General features: G+C 64.2%; 19 protein-coding genes, 2 tRNA genes and 3 rRNA genes. 10 read left to right on the forward strand and 14 right to left on the reverse strand.

What is annotated here, in order from left to right:
- Window positions 1-12: 12 nt before the first annotated feature.
- On the forward strand, window positions 13-609 hold the full coding sequence (locus tag WS57_RS20110; RefSeq protein WP_009691554.1) for an FMN-dependent NADH-azoreductase: 597 nt from the start codon (window positions 13-15) through the stop codon (window positions 607-609).
- Between the two features lie 116 nt (window positions 610-725).
- Here the strand turns inward: WS57_RS20110 and WS57_RS20115 are convergent, their stop codons facing one another.
- The 8 genes from WS57_RS20115 to rpe form a co-directional block, all read right to left on the reverse strand.
- Window positions 726-1,628 (reverse strand): uracil-DNA glycosylase, encoded by a 903-nt coding sequence (locus tag WS57_RS20115; protein WP_009691555.1) that lies wholly within the window; start codon window positions 1,626-1,628, stop codon window positions 726-728.
- Window positions 1,629-1,641: 13 nt separating this feature from the next.
- Window positions 1,642-2,268, reverse strand: coding sequence for a CYTH domain-containing protein (locus WS57_RS20120; protein ID WP_069244762.1), 627 nt, complete (start codon window positions 2,266-2,268; stop codon window positions 1,642-1,644).
- Window positions 2,268-3,053 (reverse strand): indole-3-glycerol phosphate synthase TrpC, encoded by a 786-nt coding sequence (trpC, locus tag WS57_RS20125; RefSeq protein WP_059478299.1) that lies wholly within the window; start codon window positions 3,051-3,053, stop codon window positions 2,268-2,270. Before trpC ends, WS57_RS20120 begins: the two co-directional genes overlap by 1 nt.
- Before the next feature lie 29 nt (window positions 3,054-3,082).
- Window positions 3,083-4,114 carry an anthranilate phosphoribosyltransferase gene (trpD, locus tag WS57_RS20130; protein WP_059603895.1) on the reverse strand — a complete coding sequence of 344 codons (1,032 nt, stop codon included), beginning with the start codon at window positions 4,112-4,114 and terminating at the stop codon, window positions 3,083-3,085.
- A 12-nt stretch (window positions 4,115-4,126) separates the two neighbouring features.
- On the reverse strand, window positions 4,127-4,714 hold the full coding sequence (locus tag WS57_RS20135; protein WP_059603898.1) for an aminodeoxychorismate/anthranilate synthase component II: 588 nt from the start codon (window positions 4,712-4,714) through the stop codon (window positions 4,127-4,129).
- 12 nt (window positions 4,715-4,726) lie between these two features.
- The gene (gene trpE, locus WS57_RS20140) at window positions 4,727-6,220 is read right to left on the reverse strand and encodes an anthranilate synthase component I (protein ID WP_069244763.1); all 1,494 of its coding nucleotides are present in this window, start codon (window positions 6,218-6,220) and stop codon (window positions 4,727-4,729) included.
- Window positions 6,221-6,577: 357 nt separating this feature from the next.
- Complete coding sequence (locus tag WS57_RS20145) at window positions 6,578-7,339, reverse strand: phosphoglycolate phosphatase (RefSeq protein ID WP_009691561.1); 762 nt, start codon at window positions 7,337-7,339, stop codon at window positions 6,578-6,580.
- A gap of 4 nt (window positions 7,340-7,343) precedes the next feature.
- Window positions 7,344-8,030 carry a ribulose-phosphate 3-epimerase gene (gene rpe / locus WS57_RS20150; protein WP_009691562.1) on the reverse strand — a complete coding sequence of 229 codons (687 nt, stop codon included), beginning with the start codon at window positions 8,028-8,030 and terminating at the stop codon, window positions 7,344-7,346.
- A 185-nt stretch (window positions 8,031-8,215) separates the two neighbouring features.
- On the opposite strand from rpe, the gene apaG reads away from it, so the two are divergent.
- Complete coding sequence (gene apaG / locus WS57_RS20155) at window positions 8,216-8,590, forward strand: Co2+/Mg2+ efflux protein ApaG (RefSeq protein ID WP_069244764.1); 375 nt, start codon at window positions 8,216-8,218, stop codon at window positions 8,588-8,590.
- 13 nt (window positions 8,591-8,603) lie between these two features.
- Here apaG and WS57_RS38085 read toward each other — a convergent pair whose 3' ends face one another.
- Entirely contained in the window at window positions 8,604-8,747 is a 144-nt protein-coding gene (locus WS57_RS38085) for a hypothetical protein (RefSeq protein WP_040128705.1), read from the reverse strand.
- Between the two features lie 28 nt (window positions 8,748-8,775).
- On the opposite strand from WS57_RS38085, the gene WS57_RS20160 reads away from it, so the two are divergent.
- The gene (locus tag WS57_RS20160) at window positions 8,776-9,900 is read left to right on the forward strand and encodes a murein transglycosylase A (protein WP_069244765.1); all 1,125 of its coding nucleotides are present in this window, start codon (window positions 8,776-8,778) and stop codon (window positions 9,898-9,900) included.
- 174 nt (window positions 9,901-10,074) lie between these two features.
- Here the strand turns inward: WS57_RS20160 and paaK are convergent, their stop codons facing one another.
- From paaK to paaN, 5 genes are all read right to left on the reverse strand, one after another.
- On the reverse strand, window positions 10,075-11,373 hold the full coding sequence (gene paaK / locus WS57_RS20165) for a phenylacetate--CoA ligase PaaK (RefSeq protein ID WP_059514685.1): 1,299 nt from the start codon (window positions 11,371-11,373) through the stop codon (window positions 10,075-10,077).
- A 43-nt stretch (window positions 11,374-11,416) separates the two neighbouring features.
- Window positions 11,417-11,869 carry a hydroxyphenylacetyl-CoA thioesterase PaaI gene (gene paaI, locus WS57_RS20170; RefSeq protein ID WP_040126573.1) on the reverse strand — a complete coding sequence of 151 codons (453 nt, stop codon included), beginning with the start codon at window positions 11,867-11,869 and terminating at the stop codon, window positions 11,417-11,419.
- Window position 11,870: 1 nt separating this feature from the next.
- Window positions 11,871-12,662 (reverse strand): 2-(1,2-epoxy-1,2-dihydrophenyl)acetyl-CoA isomerase PaaG, encoded by a 792-nt coding sequence (gene paaG / locus WS57_RS20175; protein ID WP_060297119.1) that lies wholly within the window; start codon window positions 12,660-12,662, stop codon window positions 11,871-11,873.
- A 49-nt stretch (window positions 12,663-12,711) separates the two neighbouring features.
- Window positions 12,712-13,914 carry a 3-oxoadipyl-CoA thiolase gene (pcaF, locus tag WS57_RS20180; protein WP_059514689.1) on the reverse strand — a complete coding sequence of 401 codons (1,203 nt, stop codon included), beginning with the start codon at window positions 13,912-13,914 and terminating at the stop codon, window positions 12,712-12,714.
- A gap of 87 nt (window positions 13,915-14,001) precedes the next feature.
- Window positions 14,002-15,708, reverse strand: a complete 1,707-nt coding sequence (paaN, locus tag WS57_RS20185; RefSeq protein WP_059514690.1) for a phenylacetic acid degradation protein PaaN — start codon at window positions 15,706-15,708, stop codon at window positions 14,002-14,004.
- Window positions 15,709-15,837: 129 nt separating this feature from the next.
- On the opposite strand from paaN, the gene WS57_RS20190 reads away from it, so the two are divergent.
- The 7 genes from WS57_RS20190 to WS57_RS20225 all read left to right on the forward strand — a co-directional run bounded on the left by WS57_RS20190 (window position 15,838) and on the right by WS57_RS20225 (window position 24,858).
- A complete protein-coding gene (locus tag WS57_RS20190; RefSeq protein ID WP_009689124.1) occupies window positions 15,838-16,614 on the forward strand; it encodes an enoyl-CoA hydratase in 777 nt (258 codons plus the stop codon).
- Between the two features lie 576 nt (window positions 16,615-17,190).
- Window positions 17,191-18,723, forward strand: a 16S ribosomal RNA gene (locus WS57_RS20195).
- A 62-nt stretch (window positions 18,724-18,785) separates the two neighbouring features.
- Window positions 18,786-18,862 (forward strand) — tRNA-Ile (locus tag WS57_RS20200).
- A gap of 89 nt (window positions 18,863-18,951) precedes the next feature.
- Window positions 18,952-19,027 (forward strand) — tRNA-Ala (locus WS57_RS20205).
- 293 nt (window positions 19,028-19,320) lie between these two features.
- Window positions 19,321-22,201, forward strand: a 23S ribosomal RNA gene (locus tag WS57_RS20210).
- A gap of 186 nt (window positions 22,202-22,387) precedes the next feature.
- A 5S ribosomal RNA gene (gene rrf, locus WS57_RS20220) occupies window positions 22,388-22,500 on the forward strand.
- Together the 16S, 23S and 5S rRNA genes with 2 tRNA genes alongside form the textbook arrangement of a ribosomal RNA operon.
- A gap of 282 nt (window positions 22,501-22,782) precedes the next feature.
- A complete protein-coding gene (locus WS57_RS20225) occupies window positions 22,783-24,858 on the forward strand; it encodes a molybdopterin-containing oxidoreductase family protein (protein WP_059604048.1) in 2,076 nt (691 codons plus the stop codon).
- Window positions 24,859-24,943 lie beyond the last annotated feature (85 nt).

Here is a 24,943-nt window from a genome sequence, read left to right on the forward strand (position 1 = left end):
CCGGAGCCTGACATGACGACCATTCTGCAAATCAATTCCGCGGCGCGTTCGCAAGGCGCGCAATCCACGCTGCTGTCCAACGAACTGACGGCAAAGCTGCAACAATCGAATCCCGGTGCGAAGGTCGTGGTCCGCGACCTGCTGACCGACGGGCTGCCGCATCTGGACGAATCGGTGCTCGGCGCGTTCTTCACGCCGGCCGAGAACCGCAGCGCGGAGCAGAATGCGATCGTCGCGAAGAGCGATGCGCTGATCGCCGAGCTGCAGGCCGCCGACGTCATCGTGATCGGCGCGCCGATGTACAACTTCGGCATCTCGTCGCAACTGAAGACCTACTTCGACTGGATCGCCCGCGCCGGCGTCACGTTCCGCTACACCGAGAACGGCCCGGAAGGCCTCATCAAGGGCAAGAAGGTGTACGTCGTGTCGGCGCGCGGCGGCAAGTACGCGGGCACCCCGCACGACAGCCAGACGCCGTACCTGCGTTCGTTCCTCGGCTTCGTCGGCATGACCGACGTGAGCTTCATCTACGCGGAAGGCCTGAACATGGGCCCGGAATCGCAAAGCGCGGCGCTGGCCGGCGCACGCGAGGCGATCGCCGCCGCGTAAGACTGGACGCGGGCGTCGTGCGCCCGCGGCTCGATCTGAAAACAAAAAGCGCCGCGTCCCGACAGGGGCGCGGCGCTTTTGCGTTGCGGCCGACGCAGGACGCGGCGCAGTCGCCGTTACGCGAGCGTCTCCGCGACCTCCGGCAGGCGCCAGTCGATCGGCTCGCGGTGCTGTTCGGCGAGATAGTCGTTCGCGAGCGCGAAATGACGGCAGCCGAGGAAGCCGCGATGCGCGGACAGCGGCGAAGGGTGCGGCGCTTCGAGCACGCAGTGCGCACTTGCGTCGAACAGCGCGCGCTTCGCCTGCGCATGCGCGCCCCACAACATGAACACGAGTCCACGATGGCGGCTGGCGAGTTCGCGGATCAGCGTGTCCGTGCATTGTTCCCAGCCGCGCTTCGCATGGCTTGCGGCCGCGCCGCGCTCGACCGTCAGCACGGTGTTGAGCAGCAGCACGCCCTGGCGTGCCCAGGTGTCGAGACAGCCGTGGCGCGGCGTGTCGTGACCGAAGTTCGCGGCGATTTCCTTGAAGATGTTGCGCAGCGACGGCGGCGTGCGGACCGCCGGCGGCACCGAGAACGCAAGGCCGTGCGCCTGCGGCGTGCCGCGGTCGTCGCCGTGGTACGGGTCCTGGCCGAGGATCACCACCTTCACGTCGTCGGGGCTCGTCAGTCGCAGCGCGCGGAACACGTCGGTCGGGTAGACGGTCTTGCCGGCCGCGCGCTCGTCGTCGACGAAGCGGCACAGCGGCGCGTAGGCGTCGCTGTCGGTGAACGGTTTCAGCACGTCGCGCCAGGCGGCCGGCAGCGCGTCGAACTGCGCGGCGAGGTGCGGGATGTCGCTCGCGACCGGCTGCGGTGAGGCCGGGGCCGAAGCGGCGGCCTGCTTCGCGGCTTTGCGTCCGGCCGAAGGCGATGCTGGAGCCGGGGCGGCCGACGTGTCGGCCGGTGCCGTTTCCGGCACGGGATCATCGAATAGCGACGCCTGTTGCGGCGCGCGGGAAGTCTTGCGGGTTGCCATGCGTGATGCGTGTTTATTGCGTGCGCAGCCGGTAGCCGCGCTGCGCCTTGCTGATGTTTTCGGGAGCGAGACCCGGCAGCGCCTGCTGCAGTTCGGCGGCAAGCGTCGCGAGCGCCGCTTCCGGGCCGTCGATCAATTCGAGTTCGATCTCGCTGATCGGTTCGCGGCGCGTTTCATGCTCCGCCTGCACGACGATCTCGCCGAGATCCACCGCGGCTTCGACAGTCGCGCCGCCGATCGCGATGCGCCACAGCGTACGCGAAAAATCCGTGCGGAACAGCGCATGCAGCGTCTGCGCCGCGTCGCGCAGCGCGGCGGCGGCGTCCGGCACGTCGCAGGCGGCGACGAGCGCATCGACTTCCAGCGCGTCGCCGGCGACCGGCAGTTCCCATTCATGCCGACGATGCAGGCCGCCTTCGGCGCTGCCGACCGTCTTGAACGTCTGCAGCCAGCCCTGCGGCGTGCGGCGCACGCGCACCGCGCTCTTCGAGCGGGCCAGCGCGAGTTCGGGCGTGTCGTAATAGACGTTTGCGAGCGCGATCTCGCGGCCGGGCTCGCCGGTCAGCGTCTCGAAGAAGCGGCGCGCGGCGTCGGCCTGGCCGTCCGGCAGCGCGAGCTTGATTTCCTTTTCGATCGCCATCAGAAGAACATCCGTGCGAGTTCCTCGCCCGGCTGGTCGGCGCGCATGAACGCCTCGCCGACGAGGAACGTGTTGACGTTCGCCGCGCGCATCGTGTCGACGTCGGTGCGCGACAGGATGCCCGATTCGGTCACGACGATGCGGTCCTGCGGAATCATGTCGAGCATGTCGAGCGTCGTCTGGATCGACGTCTCGAAGGTGCGCAGGTTGCGGTTGTTGATGCCGAGCAGCGGCGTCTTGAGCGTCAGCGCCTGTTCCATTTCGTTGCGGTCGTGCACTTCGACCAGCACCGCGAGGCCGAGCGAGTGCGCGTACGCCTCGAGATCCTGCATCAGCGGCGTGTCGAGCGCGGCCGCGATCAGCAGGATCGCGTCGGCGCCCATCGCGCGCGCTTCGACGATCTGGTACGCGTCGACGATGAAGTCCTTGCGCAGCACCGGCAGCGCGCAGGCCGCGCGCGCTTCCTCGAGATAGCGCGCGCCGCCCTGGAAGAACTGCGCGTCGGTCAGCACCGACAGGCACGCGGCGCCGTGCGCCGCATACGAGCGCGCGATGTCGGCCGGCACGAAATGCTCGCGCAGCACGCCCTTGGACGGGCTGGCCTTCTTGATTTCGGCGATCACCGCCGCGTGGCCGGCCGCGTGCTTCGCTTGCAGCGCGCCGACGAAGTCGCGCCGGTCGCGCGCGGACGCTTCCAGCTTCAGTGCCTCGAGCGGCGTGCTGCGCATGGCCGCCGCGACTTCTTCGTGCTTGACGGCGATGATTCGGTCGAGAATGTCGCTCATGGGGTTTCCTGCTTGATTCGTAAGGGGAGTCAGCGCTTGAACTGCTGCGTGAAGCGCACGAGTTCGTCGACTTTCGCGCGCGCCTTGCCGGTCGCGATCGCCTCGCGGGCCAGCTGGATGCCGTCCGCGATCGACGCGGCGACGTTCGCCGCGTACAACGCGGTGCCCGCGTTCAGCGTGACGATCTCGCGTGCGACGCCCGGCTGGTTGTCGAGCGCGCCGAGCAGCATCGCGCGCGATTCCTCGGCATTTTCCACCTTCAGCGTGCGGTTCGACACCATCTGCAGGCCGAAGTCCTCCGGATGGATCTCGTATTCGTGCACCTGGCCGTCGCGCAGTTCGCCGACGAGCGTCGCGGCGCCGAGCGACACCTCGTCCATCCCGTCCTTGCCGTACACGACGAGCACGTGCTGCGCGCCGAGGCGCTGCATCACGCGCACCTGGATGCCGACGAGATCGGGGTGGAACACGCCCATCAGCTGATTCGGCGCGCCGGCCGGATTGGTGAGCGGGCCGAGGATGTTGAAGATCGTGCGCACGCCGAGTTCGCGGCGCACGGCCGCGATGTTCTTCATCGCCGGATGATGGTTCGGCGCGAACATGAAGCCCATGCCGGTCTCGGCGATCGACGCCGCGACCTGGTCGGGCTGCAGGTCGATGTTCACGCCGAGCGCCTCGAGCACGTCGGCGCTGCCGGACTTGCTCGATACGCCGCGGTTGCCGTGCTTCGCGACCTTCGCGCCGGCCGCGGCCGTGACGAACATCGACGCGGTCGAGATATTGAACGTGTGCGAGCCGTCGCCGCCGGTGCCGACGATGTCGACGAAGTTCGAGTTGTCCTGCACCTCGACGTGGTTCGCGAATTCGCGCATCACGGTCGCGGCGGCGGCGATCTCGCCGATCGTCTCCTTCTTCACGCGCAGCCCGGTGATGATCGCGGCCGCCATCACCGGCGACATGTCGCCGCGCATGATGAGCCGCATCAGGTGCAGCATCTCGTCGTGGAAGATCTCGCGGTGCTCGATCGTGCGCTGTAACGCTTCCTGCGGGGTAATCGTCATCGTCGGGCTCCGTCAGGCGGCATGCGCGGCCGCGCGGGCCTGCTTGAGGAAATTCTCGAGCAGTGCATGGCCATGCTCGGACAGGATCGATTCCGGATGGAACTGCACGCCTTCGATCGGCAGCGTCTTGTGGCGCAGGCCCATGATCTCGCCGTCGTCAGTCCACGCGGACACCTCGAGGCAGTCGGGCAGCGATTCGCGCTCGACCGCGAGCGAGTGATAGCGCGTGACGTCGAAGTGCTTCGGCAGGTCGGCGAACACGCCGCGGCAGTCGGTTTCGATCCTGCTCACCTTGCCGTGCATGATGGTTTTCGCGCGCACGACGCGGCCGCCGAACGCCTCGCCGATCGCCTGGTGGCCGAGGCACACGCCGAGGATCGGCTTCTTGCCCGCGAATTCGCGCAGCACGTCGAGCGTGATGCCCGCGTGCTGCGGGTTGCTCGGGCCCGGCGACAGGCAGATCGCGTCGGGATTCAGGCGCGCGATGTCGTCGAGCGTGATTTCGTCGTTGCGGTAGGTGTGCACGTCCTCGCCCAGTTCGCCGAAGTACTGGACCAGGTTGTAGGTGAACGAGTCGTAGTTGTCGATCATGAGCAGCATGGTCAGTCTCCGTCAGAAGTCGCTATCGAGGCCGTCCTGGACCTGTTCGGCCGCACGCAGCACCGCGCGCGCCTTGTTCTCGGTCTCTTGCCATTCGGATTCGGGCACCGAATCCGCGACGACGCCGGCCGCCGCTTGCACATACAGGTTGCCGTTGTGGATCAGGCCCGTGCGGATCGCGATCGCGAGATCCATCTCGCCGGAGAACGACAGGTAGCCGACCGCGCCGCCGTACAGCCCGCGCTTGACCGGCTCGAGCTCGTCGATCAGCTCCATCGCGCGCACCTTCGGCGCGCCGGACAGCGTGCCGGCCGGGAACGTCGCGCGCAGCACGTCGTAGTTCGTCATGCCGGGCTTCAGCTTGCCTTCGACCGAGCTGACGATGTGCTGCACGTGCGAGTACTTCTCGATCACCATCTGGTCGGTCACCTGCACCGAGCCGATTTCCGCGATGCGGCCGACGTCGTTGCGCGCGAGGTCGATCAGCATCACGTGCTCGGCGATTTCCTTCGGATCGTTCAGCAGCTCGGTCGCGAGTTCGGCGTCGCGCTCGGGCGTGTTGCCGCGCGGGCGCGTGCCGGCGAGCGGGCGGATCGTGACGATCTGGTCGTCGCCGCGCTTTTCCTGGCGCACGAGGATTTCCGGCGACGCGCCGACCACGTGGAAGTCGCCGAAGTTGTAGTAGTACATGTACGGCGACGGATTCAGCGAGCGCAGCGCGCGGTACAGCGACAGCGGATTGTCGCGGTACGGCTTCGTCAGGCGCTGGCCGACCTGGATCTGCATCAGCTCGCCGGCCGCGATGTATTCCTTCGCCTGGCGCACGGCGGCCAGATAGTCTTCCTTCTTGAACTCGCGGAACGTCTCGGTGCGCACGCTCGCCGACGTGACGGGCGGCTGCACGGTCGCGCGCAACCGCTGCTTGAGCTCGCGCAGGCGCTGCTTCGCCTTCGTGTACGCCTCGGACTGGCTCGGGTCCGCATAGATGATCAGGTACAGCTTGCCGGCGAGGTTGTCGATCACCGCGACTTCCTCGGTCAGCAGCAGCTGGATGTCGGGCAGGCCGAGATCGTCGCGCGGCGCGGTGTGTGCGAGCTTCTTCTCGATGTAGCGCACCGCGTCGTAGCCGAAGTAGCCGGCGAGGCCGCCGCAGAAGCGCGGCAGGCCCGGGCGCTGCGCGACCTTGAAGCGGGCCTGGAACGAGGCGATGAATTCGAACGGGTCGCCGTCGTGCGTCTCGACGACCTGGCCGTCCCGCACGACTTCGGAGACGCCGTTGCGGGTGCCCACGAGCGTGCGCGCCGGCAGGCCGATGAACGAGTAGCGGCCGAAGCGTTCGCCGCCGACCACCGATTCGAGCAGGAACGAGTTGGCGCCCGCGCGTTCGGGCTGGGCCAGCTTCAGGTAGAGGGACAGCGGCGTTTCGAGGTCGGCGAGGGCTTCGGCGATCAGCGGGATGCGGTTGTAGCCTTCGTTCGCAAGCGATTGGAATTCGAGTTCGGTCATGTTCCGGTCCTGTTCGGGACGAGCGGCGCGTGCGCCAGGGATCACTTGACGCTGCGCGGGTGGCCGTCGGCGAAAGGGCGGTCGATCGAGAAGTGCCTGTTGCCGGCCGGCGCTCCGGGCGTGAACGTCACGAGCCTGCGACCGCCCCTGAACGCAGGCGTTCGGGCGCGGTAAAACTCAGGATGGTGCGACGATCGGCGCGCGGATGCGCAGCGAGATAAAAAACGGCGCTGAAGACGTGCTTCAGCGTACCTCATCGAAGAGGTTAGCGCGACCAGCGACGCCAGGGCCAGGCTCCCCGGTCGATGCTGCTCAGACTCCGTTTTTTATTCAGAAACATGCGGATGGAAGAAATAATCAGACGGTTGGCCGGCCGGCGTTGTGCGCGACGATCGCGCAGGCTGCGACCAGCAACGAATCGACTATACCATCCGAATTTATCGTTTGTATAGCTTTGCCGTGGTTGTAGCCGTACGGCACCGTCAGCGTCGCCATCCCGGCCGCGCGGCCCGCGAGCGCATCGTTTTCCGAGTCGCCGATCGCAACGGCCGCGTCCGGCGCGACGCCGAGCGCATCGCAGGCAGTCAGCATCGGCAGCGGATCGGGCTTCTTGCGCGCGACGCTGTCGCCGCCGAGCACGATGCCGAAATGATCGATCAGCCCGTATTGCTCGAGCAGCTCGACCGCGAAGCGGTGCGGCTTGTTGGTCACGCACGCGAGCCGGATGCCGGCCGCGCGCAGTGCATCGAGGCCGGCCGCGACGTCGGGGTAGAGGCGCGTGTGGCGGCCGTTGATCTTCGCGTATTCGGTCTGGTAGATCGCGAGCGCCTCGTCGAAGCGCGCGTGCGCGTCGTCGGCCGCGAAGCGCGGCTTCAGCACGCTGTGGATCAGGTGCTCGGAGCCCTTGCCGACATAGCCGATCACCTCGTCGCGCGAGGTGGCCGGCGCGTCGAGCTGCGCGAGCATGCCGTTCAGGCCGGCCGTGAAATCGTCGGCCGTGTCGACCATCGTGCCGTCGAGATCGATCAGCGCCGCGTCGATGCGCGGCGCGGCGAAGCGGATCGGGCCTTCGGCCGCGGCGGCGGCCGGCGCTTGCCCGGCGAGCGGCGAGTCGGACACGGCGTCAGCTCCGCTCGACGGTGGCGAGCGCCGCGCGCATGTCGTCGATCACCTTGCGGTAATCGGGCTTGCCGAAGATCGCCGAGCCTGCGACGAAGGTGTCCGCGCCGGCTGCCGCGATTTCCGCGATGTTGTCGGTCTTCACGCCGCCGTCGACCTCGAGCAGGATCTCGCGGCCGGTGCGCTCGGTGTACGCGTCGAGGCGCGCGCGCGTTTCGCGCAGCTTGTTCAGCGTTTCCGGAATGAACGACTGGCCGCCGAAGCCCGGGTTCACCGACATCAGCAGCACGTAGTCGAGCCGGTCCATCACGTGGTCGAGGTAGTTCAGCGGCGTGGCCGGGTTGAACACGAGGCCGGCCTTGCAGCCGTGATCGCGGATCAGCGTCAGCGTGCGGTCGATGTGATCGGAGCCTTCCGGGTGGAAGCTGATCAGGTTCGCGCCGGCTTTCGCGAAATCGGGGACGATCCGGTCGACCGGGCGTACCATCAGGTGCACGTCGATCGGCACCTGCACGTGCGGGCGGATCGCCTCGCACACGAGCGGGCCGATCGTCAGGTTCGGCACGTAATGGTTGTCCATCACGTCGAAGTGGATCCAGTCGGCGCCGGCGGCGACCACGTTGCGGACTTCTTCGCCGAGCCGTGCGAAGTCGGCCGACAGGATGCTGGGAGCGATGCGGAATTGAGTCATGACAGGGGAGCGGGGACGCTGCGGCGCAAAACCGCCATTCTACCGTCCGCCGGCCGGCGCGCGCCGGCGGCCCGCGCGGTTGCAGCCCGATTCCGCATCAAGCAGAATGCCGAACCAAAGCGGCGCGTCCGCGGCCCCGTCGTTCGCATTGCCGGCACGGGCGATCATCCTCCAGCGGAAACACCATGAGTCAGTATCAGTTCACCGTTTCGGTGAAAACCAGCTACCTGCCGGAACAATCCGACCCCGAACGCCGTCAATATGCATTCGCATACACGCTGACGATCCGCAACACCGGACGGGTCGCGGCGCAGCTGATCGCGCGTCACTGGATCATCACGGACAGCGAAAGCCACGTGCAGGAAGTGAAGGGGCTCGGCGTCGTCGGGCACCAGCCGCTGCTGCAGCCGGGCGAACAGTTCGAGTACACGAGCTGGGCGGTGATCGCGACGCCGGTCGGCACGATGCGCGGCGCGTATTTCTGCGTGGCGGAGGACGGCGAGCGTTTCGAGGCGCCGGTCGACGAGTTCGCGCTGCACATGCCGCGCACGCTGCATTGAGCGTGCAGGGCGGTCAGCGCGGCTGACGGTCGTTGCTGCGGGCGTGTTTCTTCCGGCCCGAGGCTGTCCACACGACGATGAAGATCAGCAGGGCGAGCGCGAGAAAGGCTTCCAGCGCAAAGATGAGCATCGGATATTGGTCGAGAAAATCTGACATGGCGGTTTCCATCAAGAACGGACATTGTATGTGGTTTGGGCCCAGGGTGGCCGGCTGGGCGGCGGCGGTCGCGACGGCCGCGCTGCTCGCCGCGTGCGGCGGCGCGCCGACGCGCACTTCGTCGCTGAAGCCGCCGACCGGCGCGGCGATCGTGCCGGGGCAGGTTGCCGCGAAGCGGCTCACGCCGGTTGCGTGGCAGCAGGTGCCGGGCTGGCAGGACGATTCGCTGATCGGCGCGACCGCCGCGCTGCGGCAGAACTGCGTGCGGCTCGCGCGTCAGCCGGCGTGGCAGCGCGCGTGCGCGGCCGCCGACCGGCTCGACGAACTCGACGCCAGCAGCGCGCGCGCGTTCTTCGAAACCTATTTCACGCCGTTCCAGCTCGCCAACACCGACGGCACGCTCGACGGGCTCGTGACCGGCTATTACGAGCCGCTGCTGCACGGCTCGCGCGTGCGGCGCGGCCCCTATCAATATGCGCTGTACCGCTGGCCGGCCGGCTATCGCGCCGGCGCCGCGCTGCCCGCGCGCGCGCAACTCGAGCGCAGCGGCGTGCTGAACGGCAACGAACTCGTGTGGGTCGACGATCCGATCGAAGCGTTCTTCCTGCAGGTGCAGGGCTCGGGGCGCGTGCTGCTCGACGACGGCTCGGTGATGCGGGTCGGCTTCGGCGGCACCAACAACCAGCCGTACCGATCGATCGGCAAGTGGCTGCTCGATCGCGGCGAGCTGACGCCGGCGCAGGCGACGATGCAGGGCATCAAGGCCTGGGCGAAGGCGAATCCGGGCCGCGTCGATGCGCTGCTCGACACGAATCCGCGCTTCGTGTTCTTCCGCGAGATGCCGTCGAAGGAAGAGGCGCCGCACGGCGGCGCGGACGGCCCGATCGGCGCGCTCGGCGTGCCACTGACGCCGGAGCGCTCGATCGCGGTCGATCCGTCGTCGATCCCGCTCGGCACGCCGGTGTTCCTGCAGACGACGCGCCCGCTGACGAACACGCCGATGAACCGGCTGGTGTTCGCGCAGGATACGGGCACCGCGATCAAGGGCGGCGTGCGGGCCGACTATTTCTGGGGGCTCGGCTACGACGCCGGCGATCAGGCCGGGCGCATGAAGCAGGTCGGCCGGATGTGGCTGCTGTTTCCGAACTCGTGAGGTGAGCCGGGGAGGCCGGTGCGGTTCGCTGCGCCGGATGACCGGACCGTTCGACCGACAGGAACACCTCGGCATCCCGAAAAGAAGACAGCTCGACAGGCGCAGGCCCGTCGAGCTGTTTTTCGTTGAGCGGCCGCGCGGTTTGGTGCGCCGCGCTGCCGGGCGCTGCGCGCGTCAGCCCTTGCGCTTGTCGATCACGCGCCGCGCCTTGCCGACCGAGCGCTCGATCCCGTTGACGGGCAGCACGTTGATGACGGCCGTCACGCCGATCAGCGACTTGATGTCGTGCGCGAGCGCCTGCCCGGCCGCCTGGATCGTCGCGGTGTCCGGCGCCGTCTCGGGGCACGGTTCGACGTTGAGCGTCAGCACGTCGAGCGGACCTTCCTTGGTCAGCACGATCTGGTAGTGCGGCGCGAGCGCGCGCTGCTTCAGCAGCTGTTCCTCGATCTGCGTCGGAAACACGTTGACGCCGCGCACGATCATCATGTCGTCCGAGCGGCCGGTGATCTTTTCCATCCGCCGCATCGTGCGTGCGGTGCCGGGCAGCAGGCGCGTCAGGTCGCGCGTCCGGTAGCGGATGATCGGCAGCGCTTCTTTCGTCAGCGACGTGAACACGAGTTCGCCGAACTCGCCGTCGGGGAGCACCTCGCCGGTGTCGGGATCGATGATCTCGGGATAGAAGTGATCCTCCCAGATCGTCGGGCCGTCCTTGGTCTCGACGCACTCGGACGCGACGCCCGGGCCCATCACCTCCGACAGCCCGTAGATGTCGACCGCGTCGATCCCCATTCGCTGCTCGATCGCGGCGCGCATGTCGTTGGTCCACGGCTCCGCGCCGAAGATGCCGATGCGCAACGAGCTCTGCGCGGGATCGAGTCCCTGGCGTTCGATTTCGTCGGCGATCGACAGCATGTAGCTCGGCGTGACCATGATGATGTCGGGCCGGAAATCCTGGATCAGCTGCACCTGCTTCTCGGTCTGGCCTCCGCCGAACGGGATCACGGTCAAGCCCGCGCGCTCCGCGCCGTAATGCGCGCCGAGCCCGCCCGTAAACAGCCCGTAGCCGTAGCTGACGTGCACCTTGTCGCCCGGGCGCGCGCCGGCCGCGCGGATCGAGCGCGCGACGAGATTGGCCCAGGTATCGATGTCGCGCGCCGTGTAGCCGACCACCGTCGGCTTGCCGGTCGTGCCGGACGACGCATGAATGCGCGAGACGCGCTCCTGCGGCACCGCGAACATCCCGAACGGGTAGCTGTCGCGCAGGTCGCTCTTGGTCGTGAACGGGAAGCGCGACAGGTCGGCGAGCGTCGTCAGGTCGTCGGGATGGACGCCCGCGTCGTCGAACTTGCGCCGGTAGACCGGGGAATTGTCATACGCATGCCGGAGCGACCACTTGAGGCGTTCGAGCTGCAGCGCGGTCAGCTCGTCGCGTGAGGCGGTCTCGATCGGCTCGAGCGGTAGCGGGGGTGTCATGCCTGTCTCCAGTGTTTGTTATGTGCGATGCGAGCCGTTGACGTCAGCGGTCTTCGGGAATGACGGTGCCCTTGATCTGGGCGGACTTGCCGCGAAACATTGCGACCGTTTCGCCGGCGCGGTTCGTGACGCGGATGTCGTAGATGCCTTGCCGGCCGTGGCGCGTCTGCTCGGTCGCCTCGGCGGTCAGCACGTCGTCGCCGTGTACGGGGCGCAGGTACTCGATCGAGCAGCCGGCCGCGACCGTGTTGACGTTGTACGAGTTGCACGCGAACGCGAAGGTCGAATCGGCGAGCGTGAAGATCAGGCCGCCGTGGCAGATCTGGTGGCCGTTCAGGAAATCGGGGCGCACGGGCATGCGCAGGCGCGCATAGCCGGCGCGCACTTCGTCGATTTCGATGCCGAGCGCGCGGCTGCAGGCATCGGCGTCGTACATCGCCTGCGCGGTCGCGCGGGCGAGCGCATCGGGATCGAGCGTGTCGGTGGCGATCGTCATCTCAACGCCCCTCGAAGCGCGGCGCGCGCTTCTCGATGAAGGCCTTCACGCCTTCCGCATAGTCGTGCGACTGGCCGAGCTTGCGTTGCAGGTCGCGCTCCCGGTCGAGCTGCTGGTCGAGCGTGTGCGTGACGCTTTCGCGCATCGACTGCTTGATCGACGCGATCGCGAGCGTCGGCTGCTGCGCAAGCTGCGCAGCGAGTTGACGGACCGTTGCGACGAGTGCGTCGTCGTCGACCGCGCGCCAGATCAGGCCCCATTGCTCGGCCTGTTCGGCGCCGAGCTTGTCGCCGGTCAGCGCGAGCCCCAGCGCGCGCGCCATGCCGACGCGCTGCGGCAGGAACCACGTGCCGCCCGAATCGGGCACGAGCCCGATCTTGACGAATGCCTGGATGAAACTGCTCGATCGCGCGGCGAGCACGAGATCGCATGCGAGGGCGAGGTTCGCGCCGGCGCCGGCGGCCGTGCCGTTGACGGCGGCGATCACCGGGATCGGCAGGCGTTGCAGGCGGCGGATCAGCGGATTGAAATGCTCGTCGATCAGCGTGCCGAGGTCGGTGGACGCACCCGGCGTGAAGTCGAGATCGGCGAGATCCTGCCCGGCGCAGAAGCCGCGCCCGGCGCCGGTCAGGATCAGCGCGCGCGCGCCGGACGCTTCGACTTCATCGAGCGCGGACTGCAGCTCGCGATGCATCGCCCGCGTGAAGCTGTTCAGCTTGTCGGGACGGCTGAGGGTGATCGTCGCCACGCGGGCGTCCCGATCGATATCCAGCTGAATCGCCTGATAGGACATGCAGTGTCTCCTTGATGAATTCGTTATAGGCGGCGCGCGCGTCGATTGGCTATACGCGCTCGATGGCCAGTGCGATGCCCTGGCCGACGCCGATGCACATCGTACAGAGCGCGAAGCGGCCGCCGGTGCGTTCGAGCTGGTACAGGGCCGTGGTCACGAGCCGTGCGCCCGACGCGCCGAGCGGGTGGCCGAGCGCGATCGCACCGCCGTTCGGGTTCACGCGCGGATCGTCGTCGGCGACGCCGAGCATGCGCAGCACCGCGAGGCCCTGCGACGCGAACGCCTCGTTCAGCTCGATCACGTCGAACTGATCGATCGTCATGCCGAGCTGGCGCAGCAGCTTCTGCGTGGCCGGCGCGGGGCCGATGCCCATCACGCGCGGCTCGACGCCGGCGGTCGCCATGCCGACCACGCGCGCGCGCCGCCGCAGGCCGTACTGGTCGGCCGCTTCCGCGTTGGCGAGCAGCAGCGCGCATGCGCCGTCGTTGACGCCCGACGCGTTGCCGGCCGTCACCGAGCCGTCCGGGCGTACCACGCCCTTCAGCTTCGCCAGCGCCTCGAGCGACGTCTCGCGCGGATGTTCGTCGCGCGACACGACGACCGGGTCGCCTTTCTTCTGCGCAATCGTGACCGGGACGATCTCCGCGGCGAGCGTGCCGTCCTGCTGCGCGCGTGCGGCCTTCTGCTGGCTGCGCAGCGCGAACAGATCCTGGTCGGCGCGGCTGATCTCATAGTCGACCGCGACGTTCTCGGCGGTCTCGGGCATCGAGTCGACGCCATACTGTTGCTTCATCAGCGGATTGACGAAGCGCCAGCCGATCGTCGTATCGAAGATGTCGGCCTGGCGTGCGAACGCGCTCGCGGCCTTGCCCATCACGAACGGCGCGCGCGTCATGCTCTCGACGCCGCCCGCAATCATCAGGCGCGCTTCCCCTGCCTTGATCGCGCGCGCGGCGGTGCCGACCGCGTCCATGCCCGAGCCGCACAGCCGGTTCAGCGTGGTGCCCGGCACGGCGGTCGGCAGGCCGGCGAGCAGCGCGGACATGCGCGCGACGTTGCGATTGTCTTCGCCGGCCTGGTTCGCGCAGCCGTAGATCACGTCGTCGATTGCCGTCCAGTCGACGTCGCGGTTGCGCTCGACGAGCGCCTTGAGCGGCACCGCGCCGAGGTCGTCGGCGCGAACGTCTTTCAGGGCGCCGCCGTAGCGGCCGATGGGGGTGCGAATGGCGTCGCAGATGTAGGCGTCAGTCATGGGCGTATCGGTAAGCAGCGAACCCGCCGGGTGGCGGATTCGTTCATGGTAGAGAACCTGGCGGCGTTTGCACGTCGGCCGTTCGGGTTATGCCGTTTGGCCGGCTTCCGCCGGTGCGGCCTTCGGCGCAACATGGACGCGGCTTTGCACCACGCGGAACCGGTTGGCGACGAAGGCGGCGTCGGCCAGCGCCGCGTTGGCTGCCGGGTTGGCGCCGGTGCCGTGGAAGTCGGAGAACGCGGCCGACTGGTTGACGAACACGCCGCCCGTCAGGTTGATCGACAGCGCGACGCCGCCGCGCACCGCGGCCTCGTGCGCGGCGTCGATCACGGCATCGTCGGTGCTGTAGACGGACAGCGTCAGCGCGCCGTGTTCCGCCGCGATTTCACCGGCGAGATCGAGCGACTGGGCGGTCGAATCGGTCGCGATCACGAACGAGATCGGGCCGAACCACTCCTGCGTGTATTTCTCGCGGTCGGCCACGTCGAGCTGCAGCACGAGCGGCGTACGCACGCGGGCATCGGGGAAGGCGGGGTGCTGCAGCGTCGCGCTGTCGGCGAGCACGCGGCCGAGCTGGCGGGCGGCGTCGATGCGCGCCGTCACGCCGTCGTTCTGGATCGCGCCGATCAGTTCGACCGAGCGGGCGGGGTCGCCGGTGAGCTTCTGCACGGCGCCTGCGATTGCCTGGGCGACTTCGTCGAAGCTCGCATGGCCGTCCGCCGTCCGGATGCCGTCGCGCGGCACGTAGATGTTCTGCGGCGCCGTGCACATCTGGCCGGAATACAGCGCCAGCGAGAACGCGATGTTCTTGACCGCCGCCTTCAGGTCGTCGGTCGAGTCGATGACGATCTGGTTGACGCCCGCCTTTTCGGTATAGACCTGTGCCTGATGCGCATGGCGTTCGAGCCACGTGCCGTTCTGCGTGCTGCCGGTGAAGTCGATCAGCTTGATCTCGGGGCGCAGCGCGAGGTCCTGCACGAGCGCGCCGTCGTTCGGCTCGGTCGCGAGCAGCGTGACGACGTTCGGGTCGAAGCCGGCTTCGCGCAGTACGTCGCGGGCGATCCGGACGGTGATCGCGAGCGGCAGGATCGCGCCCGGATGAGGTTTGACGATAACGGTATTGCCGGTCGCCAGATCGGCGAACAGGCCCGGATAGCCGTTCCAGGTCGGGAAGGTGCAGCAGCCGAGCACGAGCCCGGTGCCGCGCGGGGCGATCGTGTAGCGCTTGTGCATCGCGAGCGGCGGGTTCTTGCCCTGCGGTTTTTCCCAGTGCGCATCGGCGGGGATGCGGCGCAGTTCGTCCCAGGCATAGGCGACTGCTTCGAGCGCGCGGTCCTGCGCGTGGGGGCCGCCGGCCTGGAACGCCATCATGAAGGCCTGGCCCGTGGTGTGCATCACGCTGTACGCGATCTCGAAGCTCGCGCGATTCAGGCGCGCAAGGATTTCGAGGCTGACGCCGATCCATGCACTCGGCCCGGCTTCGCGCCACGAGCGCTGCGCGGCGGCGGCCGCCGCGATCAGTGCGTCGGGCGTCGATTTCGGATAGCGAATGCCCAGTGCGATGCCATACGGTGACTGCTCCGCGCCGACCGTCTCGCCGGTCGCCGGCTGATCCATCCGGAAAGTCTGGCCGAGATGCGATTTGAACGCCGCTTCGCCGTCTGCACTGGCGCTTTCCCCGTACACTTTGGGGCTCGGCATTTCCGCGAACGGGCTCCAGTACCCGCGACTCTCGATGGCGGCGAGTGCGTGTTTCAGCGTGTCTTCGTGCTTCGTGAACAGTGCATGGGTCATGACGGCGGCCTGATGGACGTGGAGAGGGGTTGGATCGATTAATTAACCGACCGGTTGGTCGGAGAATGGTAGCATCAAACTATTCGCATGTGCGAGGCGTTTCTCAATTCATTGATCGAGGAGAAATAGATGGCTTACGAGAACATCCTGGTGGAGACCCGGGGGCGTGTCGGGCTGGTGACGCTGAACCGTCCGAAGGCGCTGAATGCGTTGAACGACGCGCTGATGGATGAGTTGGGCGCCGCGCTGAAGGCATTCGACGCGGACGACGCGATCGGGGCGATCGTCGTGACGGGCAGCGAGAAGGCGTTCGCGGCGGGTGCCGACATCGGCATGATGGCGACCTATTCCTATATGGATGTCTATCGTGGCGACTACATCACGCGCAACTGGGAGACGGTTCGCCAGATCCGCAAGCCGATCATTGCCGCGGTGTCGGGTTTTGCGCTGGGCGGCGGCTGCGAGCTCGCAATGATGTGCGACATCATCTTCGCGGCGGATACGGCCAAGTTCGGCCAGCCCGAGATCAAGCTGGGCGTCATGCCGGGCGCGGGCGGTACGCAGCGCCTGCCTCGCGCGGTGTCGAAGGCGAAGGCGATGGACATGTGCCTGACCGCGCGCTTCATGGATGCCGACGAGGCGGAGCGTGCGGGGCTCGTGTCGCGCGTGCTGCCGGCGGACAGGCTGCTCGACGAGGCATTGGCGGCCGCGGCGACGATCGCCGAGTTTTCGCTGCCGGCGGTCATGATGGTCAAGGAGTCGGTGAATCGGGCGTATGAGACGACGCTGGCCGAGGGCGTTCACTTCGAGCGCCGGTTGTTCCATTCGTTGTTCGCGACCGAGGATCAGAAGGAAGGGATGGCGGCGTTCGTCGAAAAGCGGAAGCCGGAGTTCAAGAACCGTTGAGGGTGCGGTAGCGGGGATGGCGCCCGTGGACTGCTCGCCGGTGCGATGCATCGGCGTGGCCGTCCGGGCCGCCTGCCCGGTGCGCGCCACCGTGCGCGGCAGCGCACGGCGGCTTTTTCAGACTATTTTCACAAAGCGCTTGCGTGTTTGGCTGCGGGTGCCTAGAATCACGCCTCTTTCGCGCTGACGGCAACGCGGCGCGGAAGGGGGAAGCGGAGTCGACGGTGTGCTGCAGCATGGAGCGCCCTGGCGACGAAGGAAGAAGAACCCCGCAGTCGCAACGCTGAGTAGCAAAAAGTTGTTGACGATCTGCGAAACACGGTTCATAATCTCGCTTCTCTGCTGCTGAAAACGCAGCGCTGCTGGAAGGCCTGATGCCTCTCGCAGAATGCTCTTTAAAAACTAACAGCCGATAAGTGTGGGCGCTTGATGTGAGCGAGACCCGATCCTCGGATCGGGATAGCAAAAGTATCAAGAGTCTCACACTAAAGTAAGTCAGGTTTATGAAGTAATTCATTGACCTGTCAGCTTTGAGTGAGCGACCGGTTCGAAAGAACCGAAAACAGTAACAGGTTTGAACTGAAGAGTTTGATCCTGGCTCAGATTGAACGCTGGCGGCATGCCTTACACATGCAAGTCGAACGGCAGCACGGGTGCTTGCACCTGGTGGCGAGTGGCGAACGGGTGAGTAATACATCGGAACATGTCCTGTAGTGGGGGATAGCCCGGCGAAAGCCGGATTAATACCGCATACGATCCACGGATGAAAGCGGGGGACCTTCGGGCCTCGCGCTATAGGGTTGGCCGATGGCTGATTAGCTAGTTGGTGGGGTAAAGGCCTACCAAGGCGACGATCAGTAGCTGGTCTGAGAGGACGACCAGCCACACTGGGACTGAGACACGGCCCAGACTCCTACGGGAGGCAGCAGTGGGGAATTTTGGACAATGGGCGAAAGCCTGATCCAGCAATGCCGCGTGTGTGAAGAAGGCCTTCGGGTTGTAAAGCACTTTTGTCCGGAAAGAAATCCTTGGTCCTAATACGATCGGGGGATGACGGTACCGGAAGAATAAGCACCGGCTAACTACGTGCCAGCAGCCGCGGTAATACGTAGGGTGCAAGCGTTAATCGGAATTACTGGGCGTAAAGCGTGCGCAGGCGGTCTGTTAAGACAGATGTGAAATCCCCGGGCTCAACCTGGGAACTGCATTTGTGACTGGCAGGCTAGAGTATGGCAGAGGGGGGTAGAATTCCACGTGTAGCAGTGAAATGCGTAGAGATGTGGAGGAATACCGATGGCGAAGGCAGCCCCCTGGGCCAATACTGACGCTCATGCACGAAAGCGTGGGGAGCAAACAGGATTAGATACCCTGGTAGTCCACGCCCTAAACGATGTCAACTAGTTGTTGGGGATTCATTTCCTTAGTAACGTAGCTAACGCGTGAAGTTGACCGCCTGGGGAGTACGGTCGCAAGATTAAAACTCAAAGGAATTGACGGGGACCCGCACAAGCGGTGGATGATGTGGATTAATTCGATGCAACGCGAAAAACCTTACCTACCCTTGACATGGTCGGAATCCTGAAGAGATTCGGGAGTGCTCGAAAGAGAACCGGCGCACAGGTGCTGCATGGCTGTCGTCAGCTCGTGTCGTGAGATGTTGGGTTAAGTCCCGCAACGAGCGCAACCCTTGTCCTTAGTTGCTACGCAAGAGCACTCTAAGGAGACTGCCGGTGACAAACCGGAGGAAGGTGGGGATGACGTCAAGTCCTCATGGCCCTTATGGGTAGGGCTTCACACGTCATACAATGGTCGGAACAGAGGGTTGCCAACCCGCGAGGGGGAGCTAATCCCAGAAAACCGATCGTAGTCCGGATTGCACTCTGCAACTCGAGTGCATGAAGCTGGAATCGCTAGTAATCGCGGATCAGCATGCCGCGGTGAATACGTTCCCGGGTCTTGTACACACCGCCCGTCACACCATGGGAGTGGGTTTTACCAGAAGTGGCTAGTCTAACCGCAAGGAGGACGGTCACCACGGTAGGATTCATGACTGGGGTGAAGTCGTAACAAGGTAGCCGTATCGGAAGGTGCGGCTGGATCACCTCCTTTCCAGAGCTAGCTCGCGAAGTTGAGCGCTCACGCTTATCGGCTGTAAATCAAGACAGACTCAGGGGTCTGTAGCTCAGTCGGTTAGAGCACCGTCTTGATAAGGCGGGGGTCGTTGGTTCGAATCCAACCAGACCCACCAAGTTGTCTGGCGTGTCGGCGATCGTTAGCGCTTTAGCGCTTACGAGTGCCCCATGCCGACAGGCGAAGAAACCTGGGGCGTCTCTGTATGGGGGCATAGCTCAGCTGGGAGAGCACCTGCTTTGCAAGCAGGGGGTCGTCGGTTCGATCCCGTCTGCCTCCACCAATCTTCAATGCGAAGTGCTTGGTTCGAAAGCGAACCGAGGATTTGGCATTGGCGATTGAGCCAGTCAGAGTGATGCAGGAAACTGTATCGGCTGTCGTTCTTTAACAATCTGGAAGAAGTAAGTAATTTGGATAGCGGAAGCGTCTTTGAGATGGACGTGGAAACTATCCGGGTTGTGATTGTATCGATGTATCTCAAGATGATTCGAACTTCATTGTTCGACTCTAATTGGAATACGGCACAACGCGAGAACTCAACCTGTAGCGACTGTCGATGAGACAGACTCGTTATAGGGTCAAGCGAACAAGTGCATGTGGTGGATGCCTTGGCGATCACAGGCGATGAAGGACGCGGTAGCCTGCGAAAAGCCCCGGGGAGCTGGCAAACAAGCTTTGATCCGGGGATGTCCGAATGGGGAAACCCACTCCTTATGGAGTATCCATGGCTGAATACATAGGTCATGTGAAGCGAACGCGGTGAACTGAAACATCTAAGTAACCGCAGGAAAAGAAATCAACCGAGATTCCCAAAGTAGTGGCGAGCGAAATGGGATGAGCCTTGTACTCTTTATTTGTATTGTTAGCCGAACGCTCTGGAAAGTGTGGCCATAGCAGGTGATAGCCCTGTAGGCGAAAACAGTATGAAAGAACTAGGTGTACGACAAGTAGGGCGGGACACGTGAAATCCTGTCTGAAGATGGGGGGACCATCCTCCAAGGCTAAATACTCGTGATCGACCGATAGTGAACCAGTACCGTGAGGGAAAGGCGAAAAGAACCCCGGGAGGGGAGTGAAATAGATCCTGAAACCGCATGCATACAAACAGTCGGAGCCTCGTAAGGGGTGACGGCGTACCTTTTGTATAATGGGTCAGCGACTTACGTTCAGTAGCAAGCTTAACCGTATAGGGCAGGCGTAGCGAAAGCGAGTCCGAATAGGGCGTTCAGTTGCTGGGCGTAGACCCGAAACCAGGTGATCTATCCATGGCCAGGATGAAGGTGCGGTAACACGTACTGGAGGTCCGAACCCACTAACGTTGAAAAGTTAGGGGATGAGCTGTGGATAGGGGTGAAAGGCTAAACAAACCTGGAAATAGCTGGTTCTCTCCGAAAACTATTTAGGTAGTGCCTCGTGTCTCACCTTCGGGGGTAGAGCACTGTCATGGTTGGGGGGTCTATTGCAGATTACCCCGCCATAGCAAACTCCGAATACCGAAGAGTGCAATCACGGGAGACAGACATCGGGTGCTAACGTCCGGTGTCAAGAGGGAAACAACCCAGACCGCCAGCTAAGGTCCCCAAATATGGCTAAGTGGGAAACGAAGTGGGAAGGCTAAAACAGTCAGGAGGTTGGCTTAGAAGCAGCCACCCTTTAAAGAAAGCGTAATAGCTCACTGATCGAGTCGTCCTGCGCGGAAGATGTAACGGGGCTAAGCCATATACCGAAGCTGCGGATGCGAGCTTGCTCGCATGGTAGGAGAGCGTTCCGTAAGCCTGCGAAGGTGCCTTGTAAAGGGTGCTGGAGGTATCGGAAGTGCGAATGCTGACATGAGTAGCGATAAAGGGGGTGAAAGGCCCCCTCGCCGTAAGCCCAAGGTTTCCTACGCAACGTTCATCGGCGTAGGGTGAGTCGGCCCCTAAGGCGAGGCAGAAATGCGTAGCTGATGGGAAGCAGGTCAATATTCCTGCACCGTCGTTAGATGCGATGGGGGGACGGATCGCGGAAGGTTGTCCGGGTGTTGGAAGTCCCGGTCGCTGCATTGGAGAAGGCGCTTAGGCAAATCCGGGCGCGGAATTCAAGGGTGTGGCGCGAGCTCCTTCGGGAGCGAAGCAATTGGAAGTGGTTCCAAGAAAAGCCTCTAAGCTTCAGTCTAACGATGACCGTACCGCAAACCGACACAGGTGGGCGAGATGAGTATTCTAAGGCGCTTGAGAGAACTCGGGAGAAGGAACTCGGCAAATTGGTACCGTAACTTCGGGATAAGGTACGCCCTTGTAGCTTGACTGGCCTGCGCCAGGAGGGTGAAGGGGTTGCAATAAACTGGTGGCTGCGACTGTTTAATAAAAACACAGCACTCTGCAAACACGAAAGTGGACGTATAGGGTGTGACGCCTGCCCGGTGCCGGAAGATTAAATGATGGGGTGCAAGCTCTTGATTGAAGTCCCGGTAAACGGCGGCCGTAACTATAACGGTCCTAAGGTAGCGAAATTCCTTGTCGGGTAAGTTCCGACCTGCACGAATGGCGTAACGATGGCCACACTGTCTCCTCCCGAGACTCAGCGAAGTTGAAGTGTTTGTGATGATGCAATCTACCCGCGGCTAGACGGAAAGACCCCATGAACCTTTACTGTAGCTTTGCATTGGACTTTGAACCGATCTGTGTAGGATAGGTGGGAGGCTATGAAACCGAAACGCTAGTTTCGGTGGAGCCGTCCTTGAAATACCACCCTGGTTTGTTTGAGGTTCTAACCTTGGTCCGTGATCCGGATCGGGGACAGTGCATGGTAGGCAGTTTGACTGGGGCGGTCTCCTCCCAAAGGGTAACGGAGGAGTACGAAGGTACGCTAGGTACGGTCGGAAATCGTGCTGATAGTGCAATGGCATAAGCGTGCTTAACTGCGAGACCGACAAGTCGAGCAGGTGCGAAAGCAGGTCATAGTGATCCGGTGGTTCTGTATGGAAGGGCCATCGCTCAACGGATAAAAGGTACTCTGGGGATAACAGGCTGATACCGCCCAAGAGTTCATATCGACGGCGGTGTTTGGCACCTCGATGTCGGCTCATCTCATCCTGGGGCTGTAGCCGGTCCCAAGGGTATGGCTGTTCGCCATTTAAAGAGGTACGTGAGCTGGGTTTAAAACGTCGTGAGACAGTTTGGTCCCTATCTGCCGTGGGCGTTGGATATTTGAAGGGGGCTGCTCCTAGTACGAGAGGACCGGAGTGGACGAACCTCTGGTGTACCGGTTGTGACGCCAGTCGCATCGCCGGGTAGCTATGTTCGGAAGAGATAACCGCTGAAAGCATCTAAGCGGGAAACTCGCCTTAAGATGAGATATCCCTGGAGGCTTGACCTCCTTGAAGGGTCGTTCGAGACCAGGACGTTGATAGGTCGGGTGTGTAAGCGCAGTAATGCGTTCAGCTAACCGATACTAATTGCCCGTAAGGCTTGATCCTATAACAAGTCTGTCTCGATAGCCGTTAGCGCTTCAGCGCTTACGGATATCGAGCGTCGAGTGCGAGGCACTCGACGTACTGCGGTTGAAGTACCGCGTATGTGTGAGATACAACCTCACAACCCAACCAAATTACTGCTTCTTCCAAGATTGGTTGCGCTGCGAAGCAACGCAACAACCCTCTTTGCCTGATGACCATAGCGAGTCGGTCCCACCCCTTCCCATCCCGAACAGGACCGTGAAACGACTCCACGCCGATGATAGTGCGGATTCCCGTGTGAAAGTAGGTAATCGTCAGGCTCCCTAAGCCAGAAACCCCCGCCCGACAAGGCGGGGGTTTTTGCATTTGTGGCGCGGAAAAGGGCGTCCTCCGCTCAGCCAGATCCCGCCATTTTCCCGGGAAAAAGCCTCTATCTCCGCACATCTCCTGCAATTGCGCGCCCGAATCGCAAGCGTGCAAAGGCGTCCCATCGTCGTCGTATCCCGCGGCACCTTCAAATAACCCTATATCCACACAAATCGGGCGCTTTACGCGGCGCGTCCACGTAAAATTTGCGTATCCCCATCTTTACATCCAGATCAATGAACGCCGCCACCCAGATAGCTCGGGCCGTTTGCCCGCACGATTGTCCGGATACGTGCGCGATGCGCGTCACCGTCGAGAACGGCAAGGCCATCAAGGTCATGGGCGATCCCGATCATCCGCCGACCCAAGGCGTGCTCTGCACGAAAGTCAGCCGATATGCCGACCGGGTGCATCATCCGGACCGCCTGACCGTTCCGCTCAAGCGCGTCGGTGCCAAGGGAGAAGGGCGCTTCGTGCCGATCAGCTGGAGCGAAGCGTTCGACGAGATCGGCCGCCGTCTCGGGGAAATTGCCGCGCGCGCGCCGGAGGCGATCTTGCCGTACAGCTATGCGGGGACGATGGGGCTGGTGCAAGGCGAAGGCATCGCGCAACGGTTCTTCCACAAGATCGGCGCATCGCGGCTCGAGCGTACGATCTGCGCCGCGGCCGGCGCGGCGGGCCTGCGCTATACATACGGCGGAAGTCTCGGCATGCACCTCGAGCATTTCGAGGAGAGCGAGCTGATTCTGATTTGGGGCGCCAACCCGATCGCGTCCAGCCTGCACTTCTGGACTCGTGCGCAGGAGGCGAAGCGCCGCGGCGCCCGATTGGTCGCAATCGACCCGTACCGTTCGCTGACCGCGGAAAAATGCCATCAGCACATCGCGCTGAAACCCGGCACCGACGGTGCATTCGCGCTCGGCATGATGCACGTGCTGATCACCGAGAACCTGCTCGACCACGACTATATTGCCGACCATACGCTCGGGTTCGATGCGCTCAAGGCGAGGGCGATGTCCTATCCGCCCGAGCGTGTCGCGCAGATCTGCGGCATCGACGCCGAGGAACTGGTCGAGCTCGCGCGTCGTTACGGCGCCACCCGCAAGGCGTCGATCCGCCTCAATTACGGGATGCAGCGCGTGCGCGGCGGCGGCAATGCGGTGCGCGCGATCGCAAGCCTCCCCGCGCTGACCGGCGCCTGGCGCGATCGGGCAGGCGGGCTGCTGCTTTCGTCGTCGGAATCCGCGCCGATCGACCACTCGGCATTGCTGCGCCCCGACCTGATGCCGGGCTGGCCGCACACGCTGCCGCGCATCATCAACATGAATGCGATTGGCGACGCGCTGCTGCACCCCGGCGATGCCGCTTTCGGGCCGAAAGTCGAAGCGGTGATCGTCTACAACTCGAACCCCGTGGCGGTCGCGCCCGATTCGTCGAAAGTGGCCGCCGGGTTCGCGCGCGAGGATCTGTTCACGGTCGTTCTCGAGCACTTCAAGACAGATACGGTGGATTTCGCCGACATTGTGCTGCCGGCGACCACCCAGCTCGAACATCTGGACATCCACAAATCGTACGGCCACACCTACGTCATGGCGAACCTGCCGGCGATTCCCCCGGTGGGCGACGCGCGACCGAATACCGAAATCTTTCGGGGCATCGCGCGCAGCATGGCGCTCGACGAACCCGCGCTGTATCACTCCGATGAAGAGGTCGCGCGCGCGGCGCTGCGATGGGACGACCCGTCGCTCGACAGCGACTGGGAGACGCTGAAGCGCGAAGGCTGGCTGAAGCTCAAGCTGCCCGATGCGCCGTTTGCGAACGGCGGCTTTCGCACGCCGTCCGGCAAGTGCGAGTTCTACAGCGCGCGGCTCGAGCAAATGGGCATGGAGCCCGTTCCCGACTATCTGCCGCCGTTCGAATCGGCCGAGGCCGCGCCCGAACTCGCCGCGCGCTACCCGCTCGCGATGATTTCGCCGCCTGCACGCCATTTCCTGAACAGCACGTTCGTGAACGTCGACAGCCTGCGCAATACGGAAGGCGAGCCGCATCTCGACATGCACCCGACCGATGCGCAAGCGCGCGGGATCGCCGAGGGCGACGTCGTGCGCATCTTCAACGACCGCGGCTCGATGCAGGCGCTCGCAAGGGTGACCGACCGGGCCCGCCCGGGACTGGTGGTCGGATTGTCGATCTGGTGGAAGAAGCTGTCGCCGGACGGGCGCAACGCGAACGAGGTGACGAGCCAGGCGCTGACCGATCTGGGCAACTCGGCGACGTTTTACGACTGTCTCGTCGAAGTCGAACGAGCCTGATGAAACCGGTCGGCACGCAGCGGCATATCGCTCCCGAAGTTGGAAGGGGACATCTAACCCTGTTGTCTCGGGACGAGCGAGCCGC

The organism is Burkholderia pseudomultivorans (assembly GCF_001718415.1).
Lineage (GTDB): Bacteria > Pseudomonadota > Gammaproteobacteria > Burkholderiales > Burkholderiaceae > Burkholderia > Burkholderia pseudomultivorans_A.